This is a genomic window from Solibacillus sp. FSL H8-0523, assembly GCF_038051985.1.
Taxonomy (GTDB): Bacteria; Bacillota; Bacilli; order Bacillales_A; family Planococcaceae; genus Solibacillus.
Genome location: NZ_CP150291.1, coordinates 3,763,699 through 3,780,620, shown reverse-complemented (window position 1 = coordinate 3,780,620; position 16,922 = coordinate 3,763,699). Strand labels below are relative to the sequence as shown.

The 16,922-nt window shown below is 42.1% G+C and carries 11 protein-coding genes, 3 rRNA genes and 2 riboswitches; of the genes, 13 read left to right on the top strand and 1 reads right to left on the bottom strand.

Annotated features, from left to right (window positions below; translation table 11 throughout):
• Nucleotides 1-120 precede the first annotated feature (120 nt).
• Nucleotides 121-519 (bottom strand): hypothetical protein, encoded by a 399-nt coding sequence (locus NSQ62_RS18900; protein ID WP_341321610.1) that lies wholly within the window; start codon nt 517-519, stop codon nt 121-123.
• A 369-nt stretch (nt 520-888) separates the two neighbouring features.
• On the opposite strand from NSQ62_RS18900, the gene NSQ62_RS18895 reads away from it, so the two are divergent.
• The 13 genes from NSQ62_RS18895 (at nt 889) to purB (ending at nt 16,869) form a co-directional block, all read left to right on the top strand.
• Complete coding sequence (locus NSQ62_RS18895; protein WP_341321609.1) at nt 889-2,079, top strand: MFS transporter; 1,191 nt, start codon at nt 889-891, stop codon at nt 2,077-2,079.
• 259 nt (nt 2,080-2,338) lie between these two features.
• A riboswitch (purine riboswitch) is annotated at nt 2,339-2,440 on the top strand.
• A gap of 137 nt (nt 2,441-2,577) precedes the next feature.
• On the top strand, nt 2,578-3,879 hold the full coding sequence (locus NSQ62_RS18890) for an NCS2 family permease (RefSeq protein ID WP_341321608.1): 1,302 nt from the start codon (nt 2,578-2,580) through the stop codon (nt 3,877-3,879).
• A gap of 115 nt (nt 3,880-3,994) precedes the next feature.
• Nucleotides 3,995-4,462: a GNAT family N-acetyltransferase gene (locus NSQ62_RS18885; protein ID WP_341321607.1), complete on the top strand. Its 468-nt coding sequence runs from the start codon at nt 3,995-3,997 to the stop codon at nt 4,460-4,462.
• Nucleotides 4,463-4,865: 403 nt separating this feature from the next.
• A 16S ribosomal RNA gene (locus tag NSQ62_RS18880) occupies nt 4,866-6,420 on the top strand.
• A gap of 311 nt (nt 6,421-6,731) precedes the next feature.
• Nucleotides 6,732-9,659: ribosomal RNA gene (locus tag NSQ62_RS18875) — 23S ribosomal RNA — on the top strand.
• A 59-nt stretch (nt 9,660-9,718) separates the two neighbouring features.
• Nucleotides 9,719-9,834, top strand: a 5S ribosomal RNA gene (gene rrf, locus NSQ62_RS18870).
• The 16S, 23S and 5S rRNA genes sit together here, the layout of an rRNA operon.
• Before the next feature lie 236 nt (nt 9,835-10,070).
• Nucleotides 10,071-10,766 carry a response regulator transcription factor gene (locus NSQ62_RS18865; protein WP_341321606.1) on the top strand — a complete coding sequence of 232 codons (696 nt, stop codon included), beginning with the start codon at nt 10,071-10,073 and terminating at the stop codon, nt 10,764-10,766.
• Entirely contained in the window at nt 10,763-12,202 is a 1,440-nt protein-coding gene (locus NSQ62_RS18860) for a HAMP domain-containing sensor histidine kinase (RefSeq protein WP_341321605.1), read from the top strand. The genes NSQ62_RS18865 and NSQ62_RS18860 overlap by 4 nt, the downstream gene beginning before the upstream one ends.
• Nucleotides 12,199-13,233, top strand: coding sequence for a sigma-E factor regulatory protein RseB domain-containing protein (locus NSQ62_RS18855; protein ID WP_341321604.1), 1,035 nt, complete (start codon nt 12,199-12,201; stop codon nt 13,231-13,233). The genes NSQ62_RS18860 and NSQ62_RS18855 overlap by 4 nt, the downstream gene beginning before the upstream one ends.
• A gap of 147 nt (nt 13,234-13,380) precedes the next feature.
• Nucleotides 13,381-13,569: an NETI motif-containing protein gene (locus NSQ62_RS18850; protein WP_341321603.1), complete on the top strand. Its 189-nt coding sequence runs from the start codon at nt 13,381-13,383 to the stop codon at nt 13,567-13,569.
• Nucleotides 13,570-13,667: 98 nt separating this feature from the next.
• Nucleotides 13,668-13,767, top strand: a riboswitch (purine riboswitch).
• Nucleotides 13,768-13,942: 175 nt separating this feature from the next.
• On the top strand, nt 13,943-14,431 hold the full coding sequence (gene purE / locus NSQ62_RS18845; RefSeq protein ID WP_341321602.1) for a 5-(carboxyamino)imidazole ribonucleotide mutase: 489 nt from the start codon (nt 13,943-13,945) through the stop codon (nt 14,429-14,431).
• Nucleotides 14,428-15,552, top strand: coding sequence for a 5-(carboxyamino)imidazole ribonucleotide synthase (purK, locus tag NSQ62_RS18840; protein WP_341321601.1), 1,125 nt, complete (start codon nt 14,428-14,430; stop codon nt 15,550-15,552). Before purE ends, purK begins: the two co-directional genes overlap by 4 nt.
• 15 nt (nt 15,553-15,567) lie before the next feature.
• Complete coding sequence (purB, locus tag NSQ62_RS18835; protein ID WP_341321600.1) at nt 15,568-16,869, top strand: adenylosuccinate lyase; 1,302 nt, start codon at nt 15,568-15,570, stop codon at nt 16,867-16,869.
• The last annotated feature ends 53 nt before the right edge of the window (nt 16,870-16,922 follow it).

Here is a 16,922-nt window from a genome sequence, read left to right as displayed (position 1 = left end):
ACTTAAATAAAACAACCTTATTTTCAGAAAAAAATATTTTTTCTGAAAATAAGGTTAATTTCGGTAAAAATCTGAATAAAAAAACCTAAGCAACGAAAAGTTGCTTAGGTCTATTAACTATTATTTCTTTTTATCTACCATAAACGTAATCACCACAAACATTGCAAAGGCGATTAATAGAATCGTTCCTCCAACGATGAAGAACACCATATTAAATGTTTCATTTAAGTTAAATGGATTTAAGTTGTATAGCCACATACCGAACGTTAAGCCGAATGCGCCAATCATGCCGAGGATACTGTGAATCTTAACAAGAATTAATTTGCGTACCGGTACGATATAATAGAAAATCCCCCATGCAAATACAGATAACCAACCAACTAATACAATATGTGCGTGAATTGGACGTAACGAGTAATCCATATCACCGCTCATTTTTGACCCGATAAATACACCGATGAAGCCAAAAATTGCAGCAAAGCGAATTAAAGTTAAAGCCCAAGAACGTTGTTGTTCCATAAAAAAATCCCTCCAGTTATGTTTTTACCTTTTTACTATGAGGGGACAATATAACATCTATATAAACTATTATGGAAAAATTTAAAATAAACGTTCGAAAAGTTGATGCTGCGTGAAATCTTCAATAATAGGCTGTGGTAAAAGTTCCATTGCCTCATCTTTCGTTACCCATAAAAACTGCTCATGTTTATTCGATAAAACAACGTTATTGCTCCTCGTCGTTTACTAAAATTATACAATAAAAAGCAGCGTCGAGGAATCCTCATTAGATGTGCTTAAGCTTTAAAGAACTAATCTTACATATTGTTTAGTAACTCGAAATTTATTACAATGGAAGATAGCGAAAATTCTAAAAAAGGTGGAGAGGCTATGTGGCGTAATCGAAATGTATGGATTGTGCTGATCGGTGAATTCATCGTAGGGCTGGGTCTGTGGGCCGGCATTATCGGAAATTTAGCGTTCATGACGGAGTTTGTTGCCTCTGACTTTCATAAATCGGTCATTTTAGCGATTGGGATGCTTGCTGGTGTAATTGTCGCACCGTTAGCTGGGCGAATTATCGATGCAACAAGTAAAAAGAAAGTATTAATTGGTTCATCAATTGGCCGCATTTTCACGGTATTTGTGATGTTTGCAGCGATTATGTTTGATTCCGTACTGCTCATGATTGTCTTTTTAGTACTATTACAAATCGCAGCGGCATTTTTTATGCCGGCTATTCAATCAGTTGTGCCAAAAATCGTCGACAAAAAAGATTTACTTTCATTAAATGGTTGGCATATGAATGCGCGGACATTATCTCGTATTGTTGGTGCGGCGGCGGCTGGATTATTCGTAGCGTATTTTGATTTAATTTGGCTATATGTCGTTTCACTCATCATGTACATACTCGTGTTAGCGACGTTATTCTTCTTACAAATTGATGAAGACGTTGTGGAACGTACATCAAAAGAGAAGGAAAGTGGCAGTTTCAGAGAAGTGTTACCTGTCTTAAAGCAATATCCAGTTGTACTTGTAACACTTGTATTAATTGTTGTACCGATTTTATTTTTAGGATCGTTTAATTTAATGATTATGAAAATCGCACAAATGCATGATTCTACGAGTATTTCAGGATTGTTGTATACAGTAGAAGGTGTTGGCTTTATGCTTGGGGCAATTGCAGTAAAACAGTTAGGCTTACGCATGAAAACCGGGACGATGCTGTTTAGCTTGGCTCTGTTGATCGGTGGCTTGCAGTCGCTGTTATTTTTCTCGACTATCGAAATCATGAACGTGATTATTTTTGCTTCGTTTGGTTTTACGGTGGGCTGTTTCTTCCCAACAACGATGACGATTTTCCAAAAGCAAATGCCAGCTGAGTACCACGGGCGCTTCTTTGCCTTCCGTAATATGATCGACCAAACATTGTTTCAAGTGGTGCTGTTATCGACAGGTGCATTACTCGATTGGGTGGGGTTACCGATTACAGGCTTAGTATTTGGGTTATTTAGTTTAGCGCTGACGATTTTCTTTATGCTGTATTTGAAAACGAAAAAGTATTCTTTAACATTTGATTAGGAAATGGGCAGTTTGACTGTAAAAATTGAGCTGCTTTTTCACTTTTTCAGGAATCCGCCAAAAAAATACAGCTTTTGTCATAGAATGTTCGTATTTTGAAAAAAGAAAACTTTTAAAAATTTACGTATAAAATGCATTATTATGCTTTAAAAATCAAAAAATTAGTTATTAATAGATATTTTTACGAACTATATTATAAAATAATTAAAAAATGTTCGTGAATAGTGTTGAAATTAGAAAAATGAAATGATATATTACTATCATAAATTAAATACGTCGTCGTATAATGTCGGGAATAAGGCCCGTAAGTTTCTACCGAATCACCGTAAATGATTCGACTACGATTTATAAATAGGTTTTATAGCTCTATAAATGGGGTATAGAATTTATTGTCCTTAAATCGTAGACATGCAGCGAATCGCTTTGCGTGTCTTTTTTGTTTTTAAGGGTTAAGTTCTCACAGATGTTGTAGACGACAACACGGAGGAAAATTTCATTATGAAAAAGTATTTCGAGTTCGATAAACTTGGTACGAATTACCGCCGCGAAATTTTAGGTGGTTTAACAACATTCCTTTCAATGGCCTATATTTTAGCTGTTAACCCAGGGATGCTTTCAGAAACAGGTATGGATTATAATGCAGTATTTGTAGCAACTGCTTTAGCTGCTGCTGTCGGTTCTTTATTTATGGGGATTATTGCAAGATACCCAATCGCATTAGCGCCAGGTATGGGTCTGAATGCATTCTTCGCCTTCTCAGTTGTTTTAGGAATGGGCATGGCATGGGAAACAGCATTAACAGGTGTTTTATTCTCAGGTATAATCTTTATTATTCTATCTTTAACAGGTTTACGTGAAACGGTTATTAACGCGATTCCAGCACAGCTTAAATATGCAGTAGGTGCGGGTATTGGTTTATTCATTACATTTGTAGGTTTCCAATCAGTAGGCATTATCGTAGCAGATCCAGCGACATTAGTTAAATTAGGTGATGTAACATCAGGGAACACCTTACTAGCAGTGTTCGGTACAGTCGTAACAGCGATTTTATTAGCGAAAAAAGTAAATGGCGGTATTTTCTACGGAATGGTCGTTACAGCAATAGTAGGTATGATTGTCGGTTTAGTAAACTTACCAACTGGTATCGTAGCGGCAATTCCAGATGTATCACCAACATTTGGTGCAGCATTTGATGCATTCTCAGACTTTGATTTAATCCTGAACATGGATTTCTTAATTGTCGTATTAACATTCTTATTCGTTGACTTCTTCGATACAGCAGGTACGTTAATGGCGGTTGCAGGTCAAGCAGGTTTAGTAAAAGATAACAAGTTACCACGTGCTGGTCGTGCATTATTAGCTGATGCATTAGCAACGGTAACTGGTGCAATCTTCGGTACTTCTACTACGACATCTTATGTAGAGTCAACAGCCGGTGTAGCAGCAGGTGCTCGTACTGGTTTAGCCTCTGTCGTAACAGGTCTATTATTCTTATTAGCTCTATTCTTTACACCATTATTAGCAGTTGTTACTTCAGCGGTAACAGCTCCAGCATTAATTATCGTTGGTGCATTAATGGTTTCATCATTACGCTTAATCGAGTGGGATAAAATCGAAATCGCCATTCCAGCATTCTTAGTTGTATTATGTATGCCATTAGGTTACTCAATCGCAACAGGTATCGCAGTAGGTTTCATTTTCTACCCAATCACAATGATCGTAGCAGGACGTAGTAAAGAAATTCATCCGATTATGTATGGACTATTCGCGATCTTCCTAGCGTATTTCATCTTCTTATAGAAGAAACTCAAAATAACTCAAAGCTATCTAGGCAAATGTCTAGGTAGTTTTTTTATTTGTAAAAGAGGAGTTTAAATAAGTTATATAGAAGAAACGCTGAAAGAGGGGGGAAAGAATGTATCAGATTATAGAAGCAACAGAAAAAGATTATCTAGAAGTAAACCGTTTAGTGAGGCAAGGCCATGAAGATCATGTGGCGGGAGATGCATCGGTTTTTAAGCAAGTGAATTGTGTAATGCCAAAAGAATATTATATGGAACTGCTTGAACAAGAGAACAGTAAAGTTTTTATCGTAAAGGCTGAGCGAATTATAGGGTTTGCAGTCATTACAATTGAATGTGCCTCCAAATTTGCCTCGTTAATTCAGCGGAAATTTGCATACATACATGATTTTGGTGTCGATCGTTCAGTGAAGCGCCAAGGAATCGGCTCATTATTATTTGAAGCATGTGTTAACTGGGCGAAAGAACAAAATGTAGAGTCTGTTGAATTAAATGTATGGGAATTCAATGAAGAAGCCATTGCTTTTTATGAAAAGTACAACATGAAAACCATTAGCAGAAAGATGAGATTGGAATTTTAAAGCGATTTTAATGATGGATAGTAAAGTTAATTTAAGCTGACAAGTAAATTGACTTTACTACATATATAATAGAAGAAACTCATAACAAATTGTTTTTAAGAAATCAGAAAATTTTTTCTTTTAAAAAGGGGTTGCGCTACTTCAGGTTTCCGTTGTATAGTTAAACACGTTGTTAAGAAACAAACGAAAACAACATAAACAAATAAACATTTTAAAGAAGTTGTTGACAAACGAAAACAACTACTGTAAAATATAAAACAGTCGCACAAACGACTTACACATGAACCTTGAAAACTGAACAAGCAACGTTAATGAAAAACAAGTTTCTTAAATGAAACAAACAATAGATTACAACTTTAATTAGTTGGATCGCTAGCAAAGCAAATGAGCTTTCAAACTAACTATTATGGAGAGTTTGATCCTGGCTCAGGACGAACGCTGGCGGCGTGCCTAATACATGCAAGTCGAGCGAATGATTAGAGAAGCTTGCTTCTCTCTGATTTAGCGGCGGACGGGTGAGTAACACGTGGGTAACCTACCCTATAGACTGGGATAACTTCGGGAAACCGGAGCTAATACCGGATAATACTTCGAAACACATGTTTTGAAGTTGAAAGATGGTTTCGGCTATCACTATAGGATGGACCCGCGGCGCATTAGCTAGTTGGTGAGGTAACGGCTCACCAAGGCAACGATGCGTAGCCGACCTGAGAGGGTGATCGGCCACACTGGGACTGAGACACGGCCCAGACTCCTACGGGAGGCAGCAGTAGGGAATCTTCCACAATGGACGAAAGTCTGATGGAGCAACGCCGCGTGAGTGAAGAAGGATTTCGGTTCGTAAAACTCTGTTGCAAGGGAAGAACAAGTAGCGTAGTAACTGGCGCTACCTTGACGGTACCTTGTTAGAAAGCCACGGCTAACTACGTGCCAGCAGCCGCGGTAATACGTAGGTGGCAAGCGTTGTCCGGAATTATTGGGCGTAAAGCGCGCGCAGGTGGTTCCTTAAGTCTGATGTGAAAGCCCCCGGCTCAACCGGGGAGGGTCATTGGAAACTGGGGAACTTGAGTGCAGAAGAGGATAGTGGAATTCCAAGTGTAGCGGTGAAATGCGTAGAGATTTGGAGGAACACCAGTGGCGAAGGCGACTATCTGGTCTGTAACTGACACTGAGGCGCGAAAGCGTGGGGAGCAAACAGGATTAGATACCCTGGTAGTCCACGCCGTAAACGATGAGTGCTAAGTGTTGGGGGGTTTCCGCCCCTCAGTGCTGCAGCTAACGCATTAAGCACTCCGCCTGGGGAGTACGGTCGCAAGACTGAAACTCAAAGGAATTGACGGGGGCCCGCACAAGCGGTGGAGCATGTGGTTTAATTCGAAGCAACGCGAAGAACCTTACCAGGTCTTGACATCCCATTGACCACTGTAGAGATACAGTTTTCCCTTCGGGGACAACGGTGACAGGTGGTGCATGGTTGTCGTCAGCTCGTGTCGTGAGATGTTGGGTTAAGTCCCGCAACGAGCGCAACCCTTGTTCTTAGTTGCCATCATTTAGTTGGGCACTCTAAGGAGACTGCCGGTGATAAACCGGAGGAAGGTGGGGATGACGTCAAATCATCATGCCCCTTATGACCTGGGCTACACACGTGCTACAATGGACGATACAAACGGTTGCCAACCCGCGAGGGGGAGCTAATCCGATAAAATCGTTCTCAGTTCGGATTGTAGGCTGCAACTCGCCTACATGAAGCCGGAATCGCTAGTAATCGTGGATCAGCATGCCACGGTGAATACGTTCCCGGGCCTTGTACACACCGCCCGTCACACCACGAGAGTTTGTAACACCCGAAGTCGGTGAGGTAACCTTTATGGAGCCAGCCGCCGAAGGTGGGATAGATGATTGGGGTGAAGTCGTAACAAGGTAGCCGTATCGGAAGGTGCGGCTGGATCACCTCCTTTCTAAGGATTATTTCGGAAATCTTCTCTTGGAGAAGATACTCATTAACGTTTGCTGTTCAGTTTTGAAGGTTCATTCTTAATTGAATGAGATACTTCAAAAATAAAACCTTTGCTCCTGTCGCTGCGCTATCGTCGCAAGACTGCATGAAGCAAAGTCAACGAAGCGAATCACGAAGTGGTTCAGTGTAGTTGTCTTGTTCTTTGAAAACTGGATAAAACGACATTGATAAGTAATAAACAAACAATAGATCAAGAAATTGGTCGTGCAATATCCTTAAAATCTTAAATCTTCTGATTTAAGTTTAACTTTTGGTTAAGTTAATAAGGGCGCACGGTGGATGCCTTGGCACTAGGAGTCGATGAAGGACGGCACTAACACCGATATGCCTCGGGGAGCTGTAAGTAAGCTTTGATCCGGGGATTTCCGAATGGGGGAACCCACTATCTTTAATCGGATAGTACACTCACGTGAATTCATAGCGTGTTTGAGACAGACGCAGGGAACTGAAACATCTAAGTACCTGCAGGAACAGAAAGAAAATTCGATTCCCTGAGTAGCGGCGAGCGAAACGGGAAGAGCCCAAACCAAAGAGCTTGCTCTTTGGGGTTGTAGGACACTCAATACGGAGTTACAAAAGAATGATTTAGGCGAAGCGACTTGGAAAGGTCCGCAAAATAAGGTAAAAGCCCTGTAGCCCAAAAGTTATTCCCTCCTGAGTGGATCCTGAGTACGGCGGAACACGTGAAATTCCGTCGGAATCCGGGAGGACCATCTCCCAAGGCTAAATACTACCTAGTGACCGATAGTGAACCAGTACCGTGAGGGAAAGGTGAAAAGCACCCCGGAAGGGGAGTGAAATAGATCCTGAAACCGTGTGCCTACAAGTAGTTAGAGCCCGTTAATGGGTGATAGCGTGCCTTTTGTAGAATGAACCGGCGAGTTACGATTACGTGCGAGGTTAAGTTGAGAAGACGGAGCCGCAGCGAAAGCGAGTCTGAATAGGGCGAATTAGTACGTGGTCGTAGACCCGAAACCAGGTGATCTACCCATGTCCAGGGTGAAGGTGAGGTAACACTTACTGGAGGCCCGAACCCACGCACGTTGAAAAGTGCGGGGATGAGGTGTGGGTAGCGGAGAAATTCCAATCGAACCTGGAGATAGCTGGTTCTCTCCGAAATAGCTTTAGGGCTAGCCTCGTGATTGAGAATACTGGAGGTAGAGCACTGTTTGGACTAGGGGGGCATCTCGCTTTACCGAATTCAGACAAACTCCGAATGCCAGATATTTATACACGGGAGTCAGACTGCGAGTGATAAGATCCGTAGTCAAGAGGGAAACAGCCCAGACCACCAGCTAAGGTCCCAAAGTAATCGTTAAGTGGAAAAGGATGTGGCGTTGCTTAGACAACCAGGATGTTGGCTTAGAAGCAGCCATCATTTAAAGAGTGCGTAATAGCTCACTGGTCGAGTGACGCTGCGCCGAAAATGTATCGGGGCTAAACGATTCACCGAAGCTGTGGATGCATCCAATAGGATGCGTGGTAGGAGAGCGTTCTAAGGGCGTTGAAGTCAGACCGGAAGGACTGGTGGAGCGCTTAGAAGTGAGAATGCCGGTATGAGTAGCGAAAGACGGGTGAGAATCCCGTCCACCGTATGACTAAGGTTTCCTGAGGAAGGCTCGTCCGCTCAGGGTTAGTCGGGACCTAAGCCGAGGCCGATAGGCGTAGGCGATGGACAACAGGTTGATATTCCTGTACCACCTCCTCACCGTTTGAGAAATGGGGGGACGCAGTAGGATAGGGTAAGCACGCCGTTGGTTGCGCGTGTTCAAGCAGTAAGGTGTGTATGTAGGCAAATCCGCATACTTTAACATTGAGCTGTGATGACGAGTCCGTATGGACGAAGTTCCTGATTTCACACTGCCAAGAAAAGCCTCTATCGAGGTGAGAGGTGCCCGTACCGCAAACCGACACAGGTAGTCGAGGAGAGAATCCTAAGGTGTGCGAGAGAACTCTCGTTAAGGAACTCGGCAAAATGACCCCGTAACTTCGGGAGAAGGGGTGCTCTGTTAGCGTGCAAGCGTGAGAGAGCCGCAGTGAATAGGCCCAGGCGACTGTTTAGCAAAAACACAGGTCTCTGCAAAACCGTAAGGTGACGTATAGGGGCTGACGCCTGCCCGGTGCTGGAAGGTTAAGAGGAGTGGTTAGCGCAAGCGAAGCTGCGAATTGAAGCCCCAGTAAACGGCGGCCGTAACTATAACGGTCCTAAGGTAGCGAAATTCCTTGTCGGGTAAGTTCCGACCCGCACGAAAGGCGTAACGATCTGGGCACTGTCTCAACGAGAGACTCGGTGAAATTATAGTACCTGTGAAGATGCAGGTTACCCGCGACAGGACGGAAAGACCCCGTGGAGCTTTACTGTAGCCTGATATTGAATTTTGGTACAACTTGTACAGGATAGGTAGGAGCCAGAGATCCCGGAGCGCCAGCTTCGGAGGAGGCGTCAGTGGGATACTACCCTGGTTGTATTGAACTTCTAACCCATGCCCCTTAGCGGGGTAGGAGACAGTGTCAGGCGGACAGTTTGACTGGGGCGGTCGCCTCCTAAAGAGTAACGGAGGCGCCCAAAGGTTCCCTCAGAATGGTTGGAAATCATTCGTAGAGTGTAAAGGCATAAGGGAGCTTGACTGCGAGACCTACAAGTCGAGCAGGGTCGAAAGACGGGCTTAGTGATCCGGTGGTTCCGCATGGAAGGGCCATCGCTCAACGGATAAAAGCTACCCCGGGGATAACAGGCTTATCTCCCCCAAGAGTCCACATCGACGGGGAGGTTTGGCACCTCGATGTCGGCTCATCGCATCCTGGGGCTGTAGTCGGTCCCAAGGGTTGGGCTGTTCGCCCATTAAAGCGGTACGCGAGCTGGGTTCAGAACGTCGTGAGACAGTTCGGTCCCTATCCGTCGTGGGCGTAGGAAATTTGAGAGGAGCTGTCCTTAGTACGAGAGGACCGGGATGGACACACCGCTGGTGTACCAGTTGTTCTGCCAAGAGCATCGCTGGGTAGCTATGTGTGGACGGGATAAGTGCTGAAAGCATCTAAGCATGAAGCCCCCCTCAAGATGAGATTTCCCATTACGCAAGTAAGTAAGACCCCTGAAAGACGATCAGGTAGATAGGTTCGAGGTGGAAGCGCAGTGATGTGTGGAGCTGACGAATACTAATCGGTCGAGGACTTAACCACAATTTATGAACATCAATGAAACGTTTATCCAGTTTTGAAAGAATAATTCTTTCAAATAATCTAGTGATGATGGCAAAGAGGTCACACCTGTTCCCATACCGAACACAGAAGTTAAGCTCTTTAGCGCCGATGGTAGTTGGGGGTTTCCCCCTGTGAGAGTAGGACGTCGCTAGGTAATCGTAAAACCACTGAGAAATCAGTGGTTTTTTTGTGTTTTCATTTAATTAGGCCTTCACTAAAATCTTCTTAATTAGTTACTCCCCGAAAGTATTTTTCACTTTTAGTCTTTTAAATTAATTTCCATACGCATCGCAACAAATTGCTGTAAAAGTTATACTAAAAATAAAGAATTTATAAAGTTACCAATTTCTAATGAATTAATCGTTATAGTAAATACAGGAGGCGAAAGAAGTGGAGCAAATTCTTTTAGTAGAAGATGATCGTGAAATTGCACGCATTATTAAGGATACGTTAACGAAGGAAGGTTATTTTGTAACGTGGGCGACAACGGGCATTGAAGGATTAGAAGATTTTTCTGCCGGCAACTATTCATTAGTGCTTGTCGATTGGATGATGCCTGAAATGGATGGGCTAACTATGATTGAACAAATCCGCCTACAAAGTGACGTGCCCATTATTATGATTAGTGCGAAAAGCGAGGATGCGGATAAAGTCGAGGGCCTACAAGATGCCGATGATTATTTAGCAAAGCCATTTTCATTAGAAGAGTTAAAAGCCCGCGTTCGATCTCAACTCAGACGTTGGTGGCGTTATAACAAAGTAACTGTTGAGCAGAGCTTATTAAAATTTGCACATGGATTAACCGTTGATTTAGAGAAAGAGTTAATTTATGTGGATGACGAAAAAGTGAATTTAACGCACAAGGAATTCGCACTGTTAAAACTATTTATACAGCATCCGTTCAATGTGTTTAAAAAAGATGAATTATACACCCATGTTTGGCAGCAAGTTGAGCTGGATCAAACACATACGGTGACGGTACACATTAAGGCACTACGTGAAAAATTAAAGGACCCTGTGAAGACACCCCACTTTATTGAAACGGTTTGGGGGAAGGGCTACCGTTTCATTGGTGAGGCGTTATGAAAATTAAATATTGGCTACTTGTCACATATTTACTAGTGATGCTCATCCCGCTTGGCGCACTTTACGGATTATACGTGTCTATTAATGCCTATTATCAAGATAAAAACGTAGAGGAATATTTTAAGACCTGGTCGCAGGTGACAGAGTTAAAGGAGTTATTAGATGACCCAACCCTTTATTCAAGTAGGCAGGGTTTTAGTGAAATTGAAGCATTAACGTCAAATCAATTAATGATTACACTTTATAGTCCGAACGGAAAAGTCTATTATTCATCAAATCCACTAGGTTCCTATAGCAACTTTGAGGCGAAAAGTACGTTGTATAAAAATTTGTATGAGTTGAAACAAAACTATGAGACCTTTGTTTATAAAGAACCTGTTTATGAAGATACGGCAATCAAAGGAGTATATAAAATTACACTTGCTCGTACCGAATGGACGGAAGAGATCAATTCCAAAACTGCACTAGTTGTCGGTAGTTTAATTGTTATCTTACTTCTATTGTATGGCGCAGTTGTGTACTTTTTAAATCGCCGTTTAAACCGACCAGCAAAGCAGTTAATTGAACAAATGCGGCTTTTCGCAAAAGGGGAGTCGACGACAATACTAGCTATTCGAAAGGATGAGCTTGGCGAGTTAATGGCAAGCTTCCAAATGATGCAGCAGGAAATTGTTGCAACGCGTGATAAGTTAGATAGCGAACAGCGTCAAAAGGAGTTTATGATTGCAAGTCTTTCGCATGACTTAAAAACACCATTAACATCAATTCAAGCCTATAGCGAAAGCTTACTTGCAGGGAAGTTAAGTGAACAGGATCAGCAGGAGTATTTACAAATTATATATGGTAAGTCAGATTACATGAAGCAGCTACTAGACGATTTGATGATGTTTACACTACTCCAATCAAAATCATATGAAATGGAACTTGTAGAAGTCGATGGCGCTGAATTTTTCGAGATGTTGCTAGGGGATTATGAACAAATCAGTGTTGACATGGGTTTTAATGCGACAACATCCATTCAGCTTCAGAACGACTATCTGGTTAATCCAAAGCAGTTGATGCGCGTAGTCGATAATCTTGTTTCTAATGCATGGACGTACACGAATCCAGGCGGTACCATTTCAATCGCTGTGTTTGAACGTGAGCACATTCCACAAAAATGGGAGCCATTGAACAACTATTTTACGAATAAGGGTTTATATCTCGTAATCGAAAATAGCGGGGCTACCCTTTCTAAAGAGCAGTGTCAAAAAATGTTCGAGCCACTGCATCAGTTAGATGAATCGCGTAGTAACATAGGTCAGCGTGGGGCAGGGCTAGGTTTAAGCATTTCCAAACAAATAATTGAAAAGCATAACGGTGAAATTCAAGCGATTTCACATAAAAATCAAACGGCCATTATCTTATGGCTACCAACAAAGGAGCCGGAACTATGAAGAAAATCATTTATTCAGCAGCATTAATTTTAACCTTATCATTAGCAGGTTGTGGTAGTACAACAGATTTTTCACCGCAGGAAATTTTAAATCAAGCATTGCAGGAAACGTCTGAACTTACTTCTTATTATGGTGAATACAAAATCGTCATGAATGATGGGACAGAGGTACAATCAAAGCAATGGGAGAAAAACGGTAAAAATCGTGTGGAAGTCATGGATTCAACGGGTGAGGAGTCTTTAGCGATTAACGATGGCAAGAAACTGACTTCCTATACAAAGTCGACGAATACAGCCATGATACTTGAGCTAGGTGAAGGCAGCGAAGGACTGGTGCAACCGACGTTAAAGGAGCAAGCATTACGCGTTTTAGAACAAATTAAAGATTCACATGAAATTACAATTGGTGATGATGAAAAAATTGCAGGTCATGATACGTACCATCTGATTGCGAAAGCAAAAGACTCGAAATCATTATTTGGCGATATGGAAATTTGGGTGGATAAAAAGACATGGATGACATTAAAGTCGGTTACCACTAGTGGAGACCTTACTGTATCGTCAGAGTTTACAAAATTTGAACCGAACGCCAAAATTGATGATGCACAGTTCATTGTGGATTTACCAGATGATGTCGTAATCGATACAGAAACAATTAAGCTTCCCGTAGAAATTACAATAGACGAGGCGAAAGAAAAATTAGGGCCATTTTTAATTGTTCCCGAATCAACTGGCTATACATTAGAAATGATTGAAGATATGAATATGGAGGAGACAGGTGAAATCGCATTAACGTATGAAAAGGATGACCAACAATTTTCATTATCTGTCTTTAAACCCTTACAAGCATTAGATGAAGACGAGGAAACACTCGAGGTGCGTGGCGTAAACGGAAAAGTGTTAGATTTAGAAGTTTTTAAGTTAATCCAGTGGGATGAGCAAGGCTTACGTTACAATGTGATGTTAGATAATCCAGATCTAACAATCGAACAGATTTTACCGATTATCGAACAAATGGAATTTACAGAGTAATGTTGAAGGAGTGCCGGAATGGTACTCCTTTTTCAATACTTATAAAATTGTGACAAATCGTTCACAATTGCAAATCGTTCCGATAGATTGCCTATAATATTACGTGGTATAGTAAGAGCGATATTGAAAGTTGGAAGGATGACCGGTTTGGCAAAAAAGCAAGTATGGTATGAAGTACAAGAAAATGAAACAATCGAGCAATGTCTTGAACGAATGAAGAAAGATGGCTATATGCCATTTGGACGTAAGGAAGAACCAGTATTTGAGGAAGTAAATGGAGAACCGGTATACTTACGTCAAAAAATTCAATTCAAAGGGATATTAGTTGAAGAATAATTCGATTATCGACTAAAAACCGAACGATATTGTTTTCTGAAAATTTATCGTTCGCATTTTTGCATTGATTTTCTTTCAAACCCTTGATAAAATGTGTACAGGAAAAACATTTAATCCCTCATATATGCTAGAGAATATGGCTCTAGTGTCTCTACCCGGTACCGTAAATTCCGGACTATGTGGGAAAGCAACTTTTGGTACGATTACTTTAAAGGGTGTGGATAGAGATGCTATCATCTTCATATTCTTTTCAAACGAGTCCTCAAGTAAACTGCTTTCTCATGCGTAGAGAGTAGTTTATTTGAGGACTTTTTTCGTTAATAGAATAGAAACTTAAGCGTAAGTGGAGAAGATGTTTAAAGGAGCGAAACTCATGAATCCGAAAATTGGCGTTATTATGGGAAGTTCAAGTGATTGGGAAACAATGAAGCATGCATGTGACATTTTAGATGAGCTTGGAGTACCTTATGAAAAGCAAGTTGTATCGGCACACCGCACACCTGATTTAATGTTTGAGTACGCAGATGCTGCTCGTAATCGTGGTATTCAAGTAATTATTGCTGGTGCAGGCGGGGCAGCTCACTTACCAGGAATGGTTGCAGCAAAAACGACATTACCGGTTATTGGTGTACCTGTACAATCTCGTGCACTAAACGGTCTTGATTCCCTACTATCAATCGTACAAATGCCAGGTGGCGTACCGGTAGCAACCGTTGCAATCGGTAAAGCTGGGGCAACGAATGCTGGTTTACTAGCAGCTCAAATTTTAGGAGCCTTTGATATAGAGCTTGCCGCTAAGCTTGACGCACGTCGTGAAGCAACGAAAGCGCAAGTTTTAGAAAGCACGGGTGACCTAACGTGACAAAAATGATCTATCCTGGACAAACAATCGGAATCATCGGTGGCGGTCAGCTTGGCCGTATGATGGCGATGGCGGCAAAAGAAGCGGGTTATAAAATCGCCGTGCTTGAACCAACAATGGATTCACCTTGTGGACAAGTGGCAGATATTCGCATTGTTGCAGCGTATGATGACGAGGCGGCCCTTGAAGAATTAGCTGAGGTAAGTGACGTCATTACGTATGAATTTGAAAATATTGATTACGAGGGCTTAAAGCGTTTAACGCAAATGGCTTACGTACCACAAGGAGCAGAGCTTGTTCGGATTACACAAAATCGTGTAACGGAAAAAGCGATGATTGTTGAGGCTGGTTGTCCAGTAGCGCCGTATATCGTGGCAGATACATATGAACAGCTTGAAGCACACATTCAGGAGATTGGCTTCCCATGCATCGTGAAAACGGCACGCGGCGGCTATGATGGCAAAGGACAGCAACTGCTAAAATCAGCAGGGGACCTGTCACTTGCAAAAGGGTTATTTGAACATTCACAATGCATCGCAGAAGGCTTTGTACCATTTACGAAAGAGATTTCAGTCATTGTTCAACGTAACGGCCATGGCGAAACATACTGCTTGCCAGTAGGCGAAAACATTCATGTGAATCACATTTTACATGAAACGATTGTGCCTGCACGCATCGAAGCTAACGCAGCAGCGTTAGCAGAAGAGGCGGCAATGAAGATTGCAGACTACTTACAGTTAGTCGGCACATTAGCAGTAGAAATGTTCGTATTAGAAGATGGTAGTATTGTCATCAACGAATGCGCACCGCGACCACATAATTCAGGTCATTACTCAATTGAGGCGTGCAATATTTCACAGTTCACACAGCATATCCGCGCTGTTTGTGGCTGGCCATTACGCAAACCAGAGCTATGGGCACCATCAATCATGGTGAATGTGCTAGGACAGCATGTTGTATCTTTAACAAACTCTATTTCGAAATATCCAGATTGGTCTGTACACCTTTACGGTAAATCAGAAGCAAAAGTTAATCGCAAAATGGGTCATGTTACGATTATGACCGATGATTTAAACACGACACTAAAACAAATCGAGGATTCTGGTATTTGGCCAGAGTAGAAGGAGCATAAAAAGATGATTGAACGCTACACTCGTCCCGAAATGGGCGCAATTTGGACTGAAGAAAATAAATATCGAGCTTGGCTTGAAGTAGAAATTTTAGCTTGTGAAGCATGGGCTGAAATTGGTGAAATTCCAAAAGAAGATGTTATTAAATTACGTACGAATGCCGACTTCGATATCGAACGCATTTACGAAATCGAAAAGGAAACGCGCCATGACGTAGTTGCGTTCACTCGCGCTGTCTCAGAAACACCTGCACTTGGGGATGAACGTAAATGGGTACATTACGGTTTAACTTCTACAGACGTGGTAGATACAGCGTTATCTTACTTAATTAAGCAAGCAAATGATATTTTGCGCAAAGACTTAACGAAGTTCCTTGAAATCATTAAGAAAAAAGCGATTGAACATAAAAAAACAGTTTGCATGGGTCGTACACACGGAGTGCACGCAGAGCCGACTACATTTGGTTTAAAGCTTGCCCTTTGGTACGAGGAAATGAAGCGTAACATTGAACGCTTCGAAGCGGCTGCAACGGTCATTGAAACCGGTAAAATGAGTGGGGCAGTTGGGACATATGCCAACATCGACCCTCGCGTAGAGGCGTATGTATGTGAGCATCTAGGTTTAGCAGCTGCACCAATCTCAACACAAACGCTGCAACGTGACCGTCATGCACAGTACTTCTCAACATTAGCATTAATCGCGACATCTATTGAAAAGTTCGCAACAGAAGTGCGCGGCTTACAAAAGTCCGAAACACGTGAAGTGGAAGAAGGCTTCGCAAAAGGTCAAAAAGGTTCTTCGGCAATGCCGCATAAACGTAATCCAATCGGCTCTGAAAACATGACAGGTATGGCACGCTTAATGCGCGGCTATATGCTAACAGCTTTCGAGAACGTGTCACTATGGCACGAGCGCGATATTTCGCACTCATCAGCTGAACGTGTCATTATTCCAGATGCCACGATTACATTAAATTACATGTTAAATCGTTTCGGCAACATTATCGAAAACTTATCGGTATTCCCTGAAAATATGAAACGCAATATGGAGCGTACATTTGGGTTAATTTACTCACAGCGTATTCTACTTGCATTAATTGATAAAGGTTTAGTTCGTGAAGAAGCGTACGATACGGTTCAACCGTTAACAGCGCGCTCATGGGATGAACAAACTCAGTTCCGTCCATTAGTAGAAGCAAGCGAAAAGATTACTTCATACCTTTCACCTGAAGAAATCAACGACTGCTTCGATTACAACTATCACATTCAAAACGTCGATTACATTTTTGAACGTTTAGGACTGAACTAAATTAGGGCTGAGGTTCATCACTTGGTGAACCTTTCCTGAAAAGCCTTTTAGAA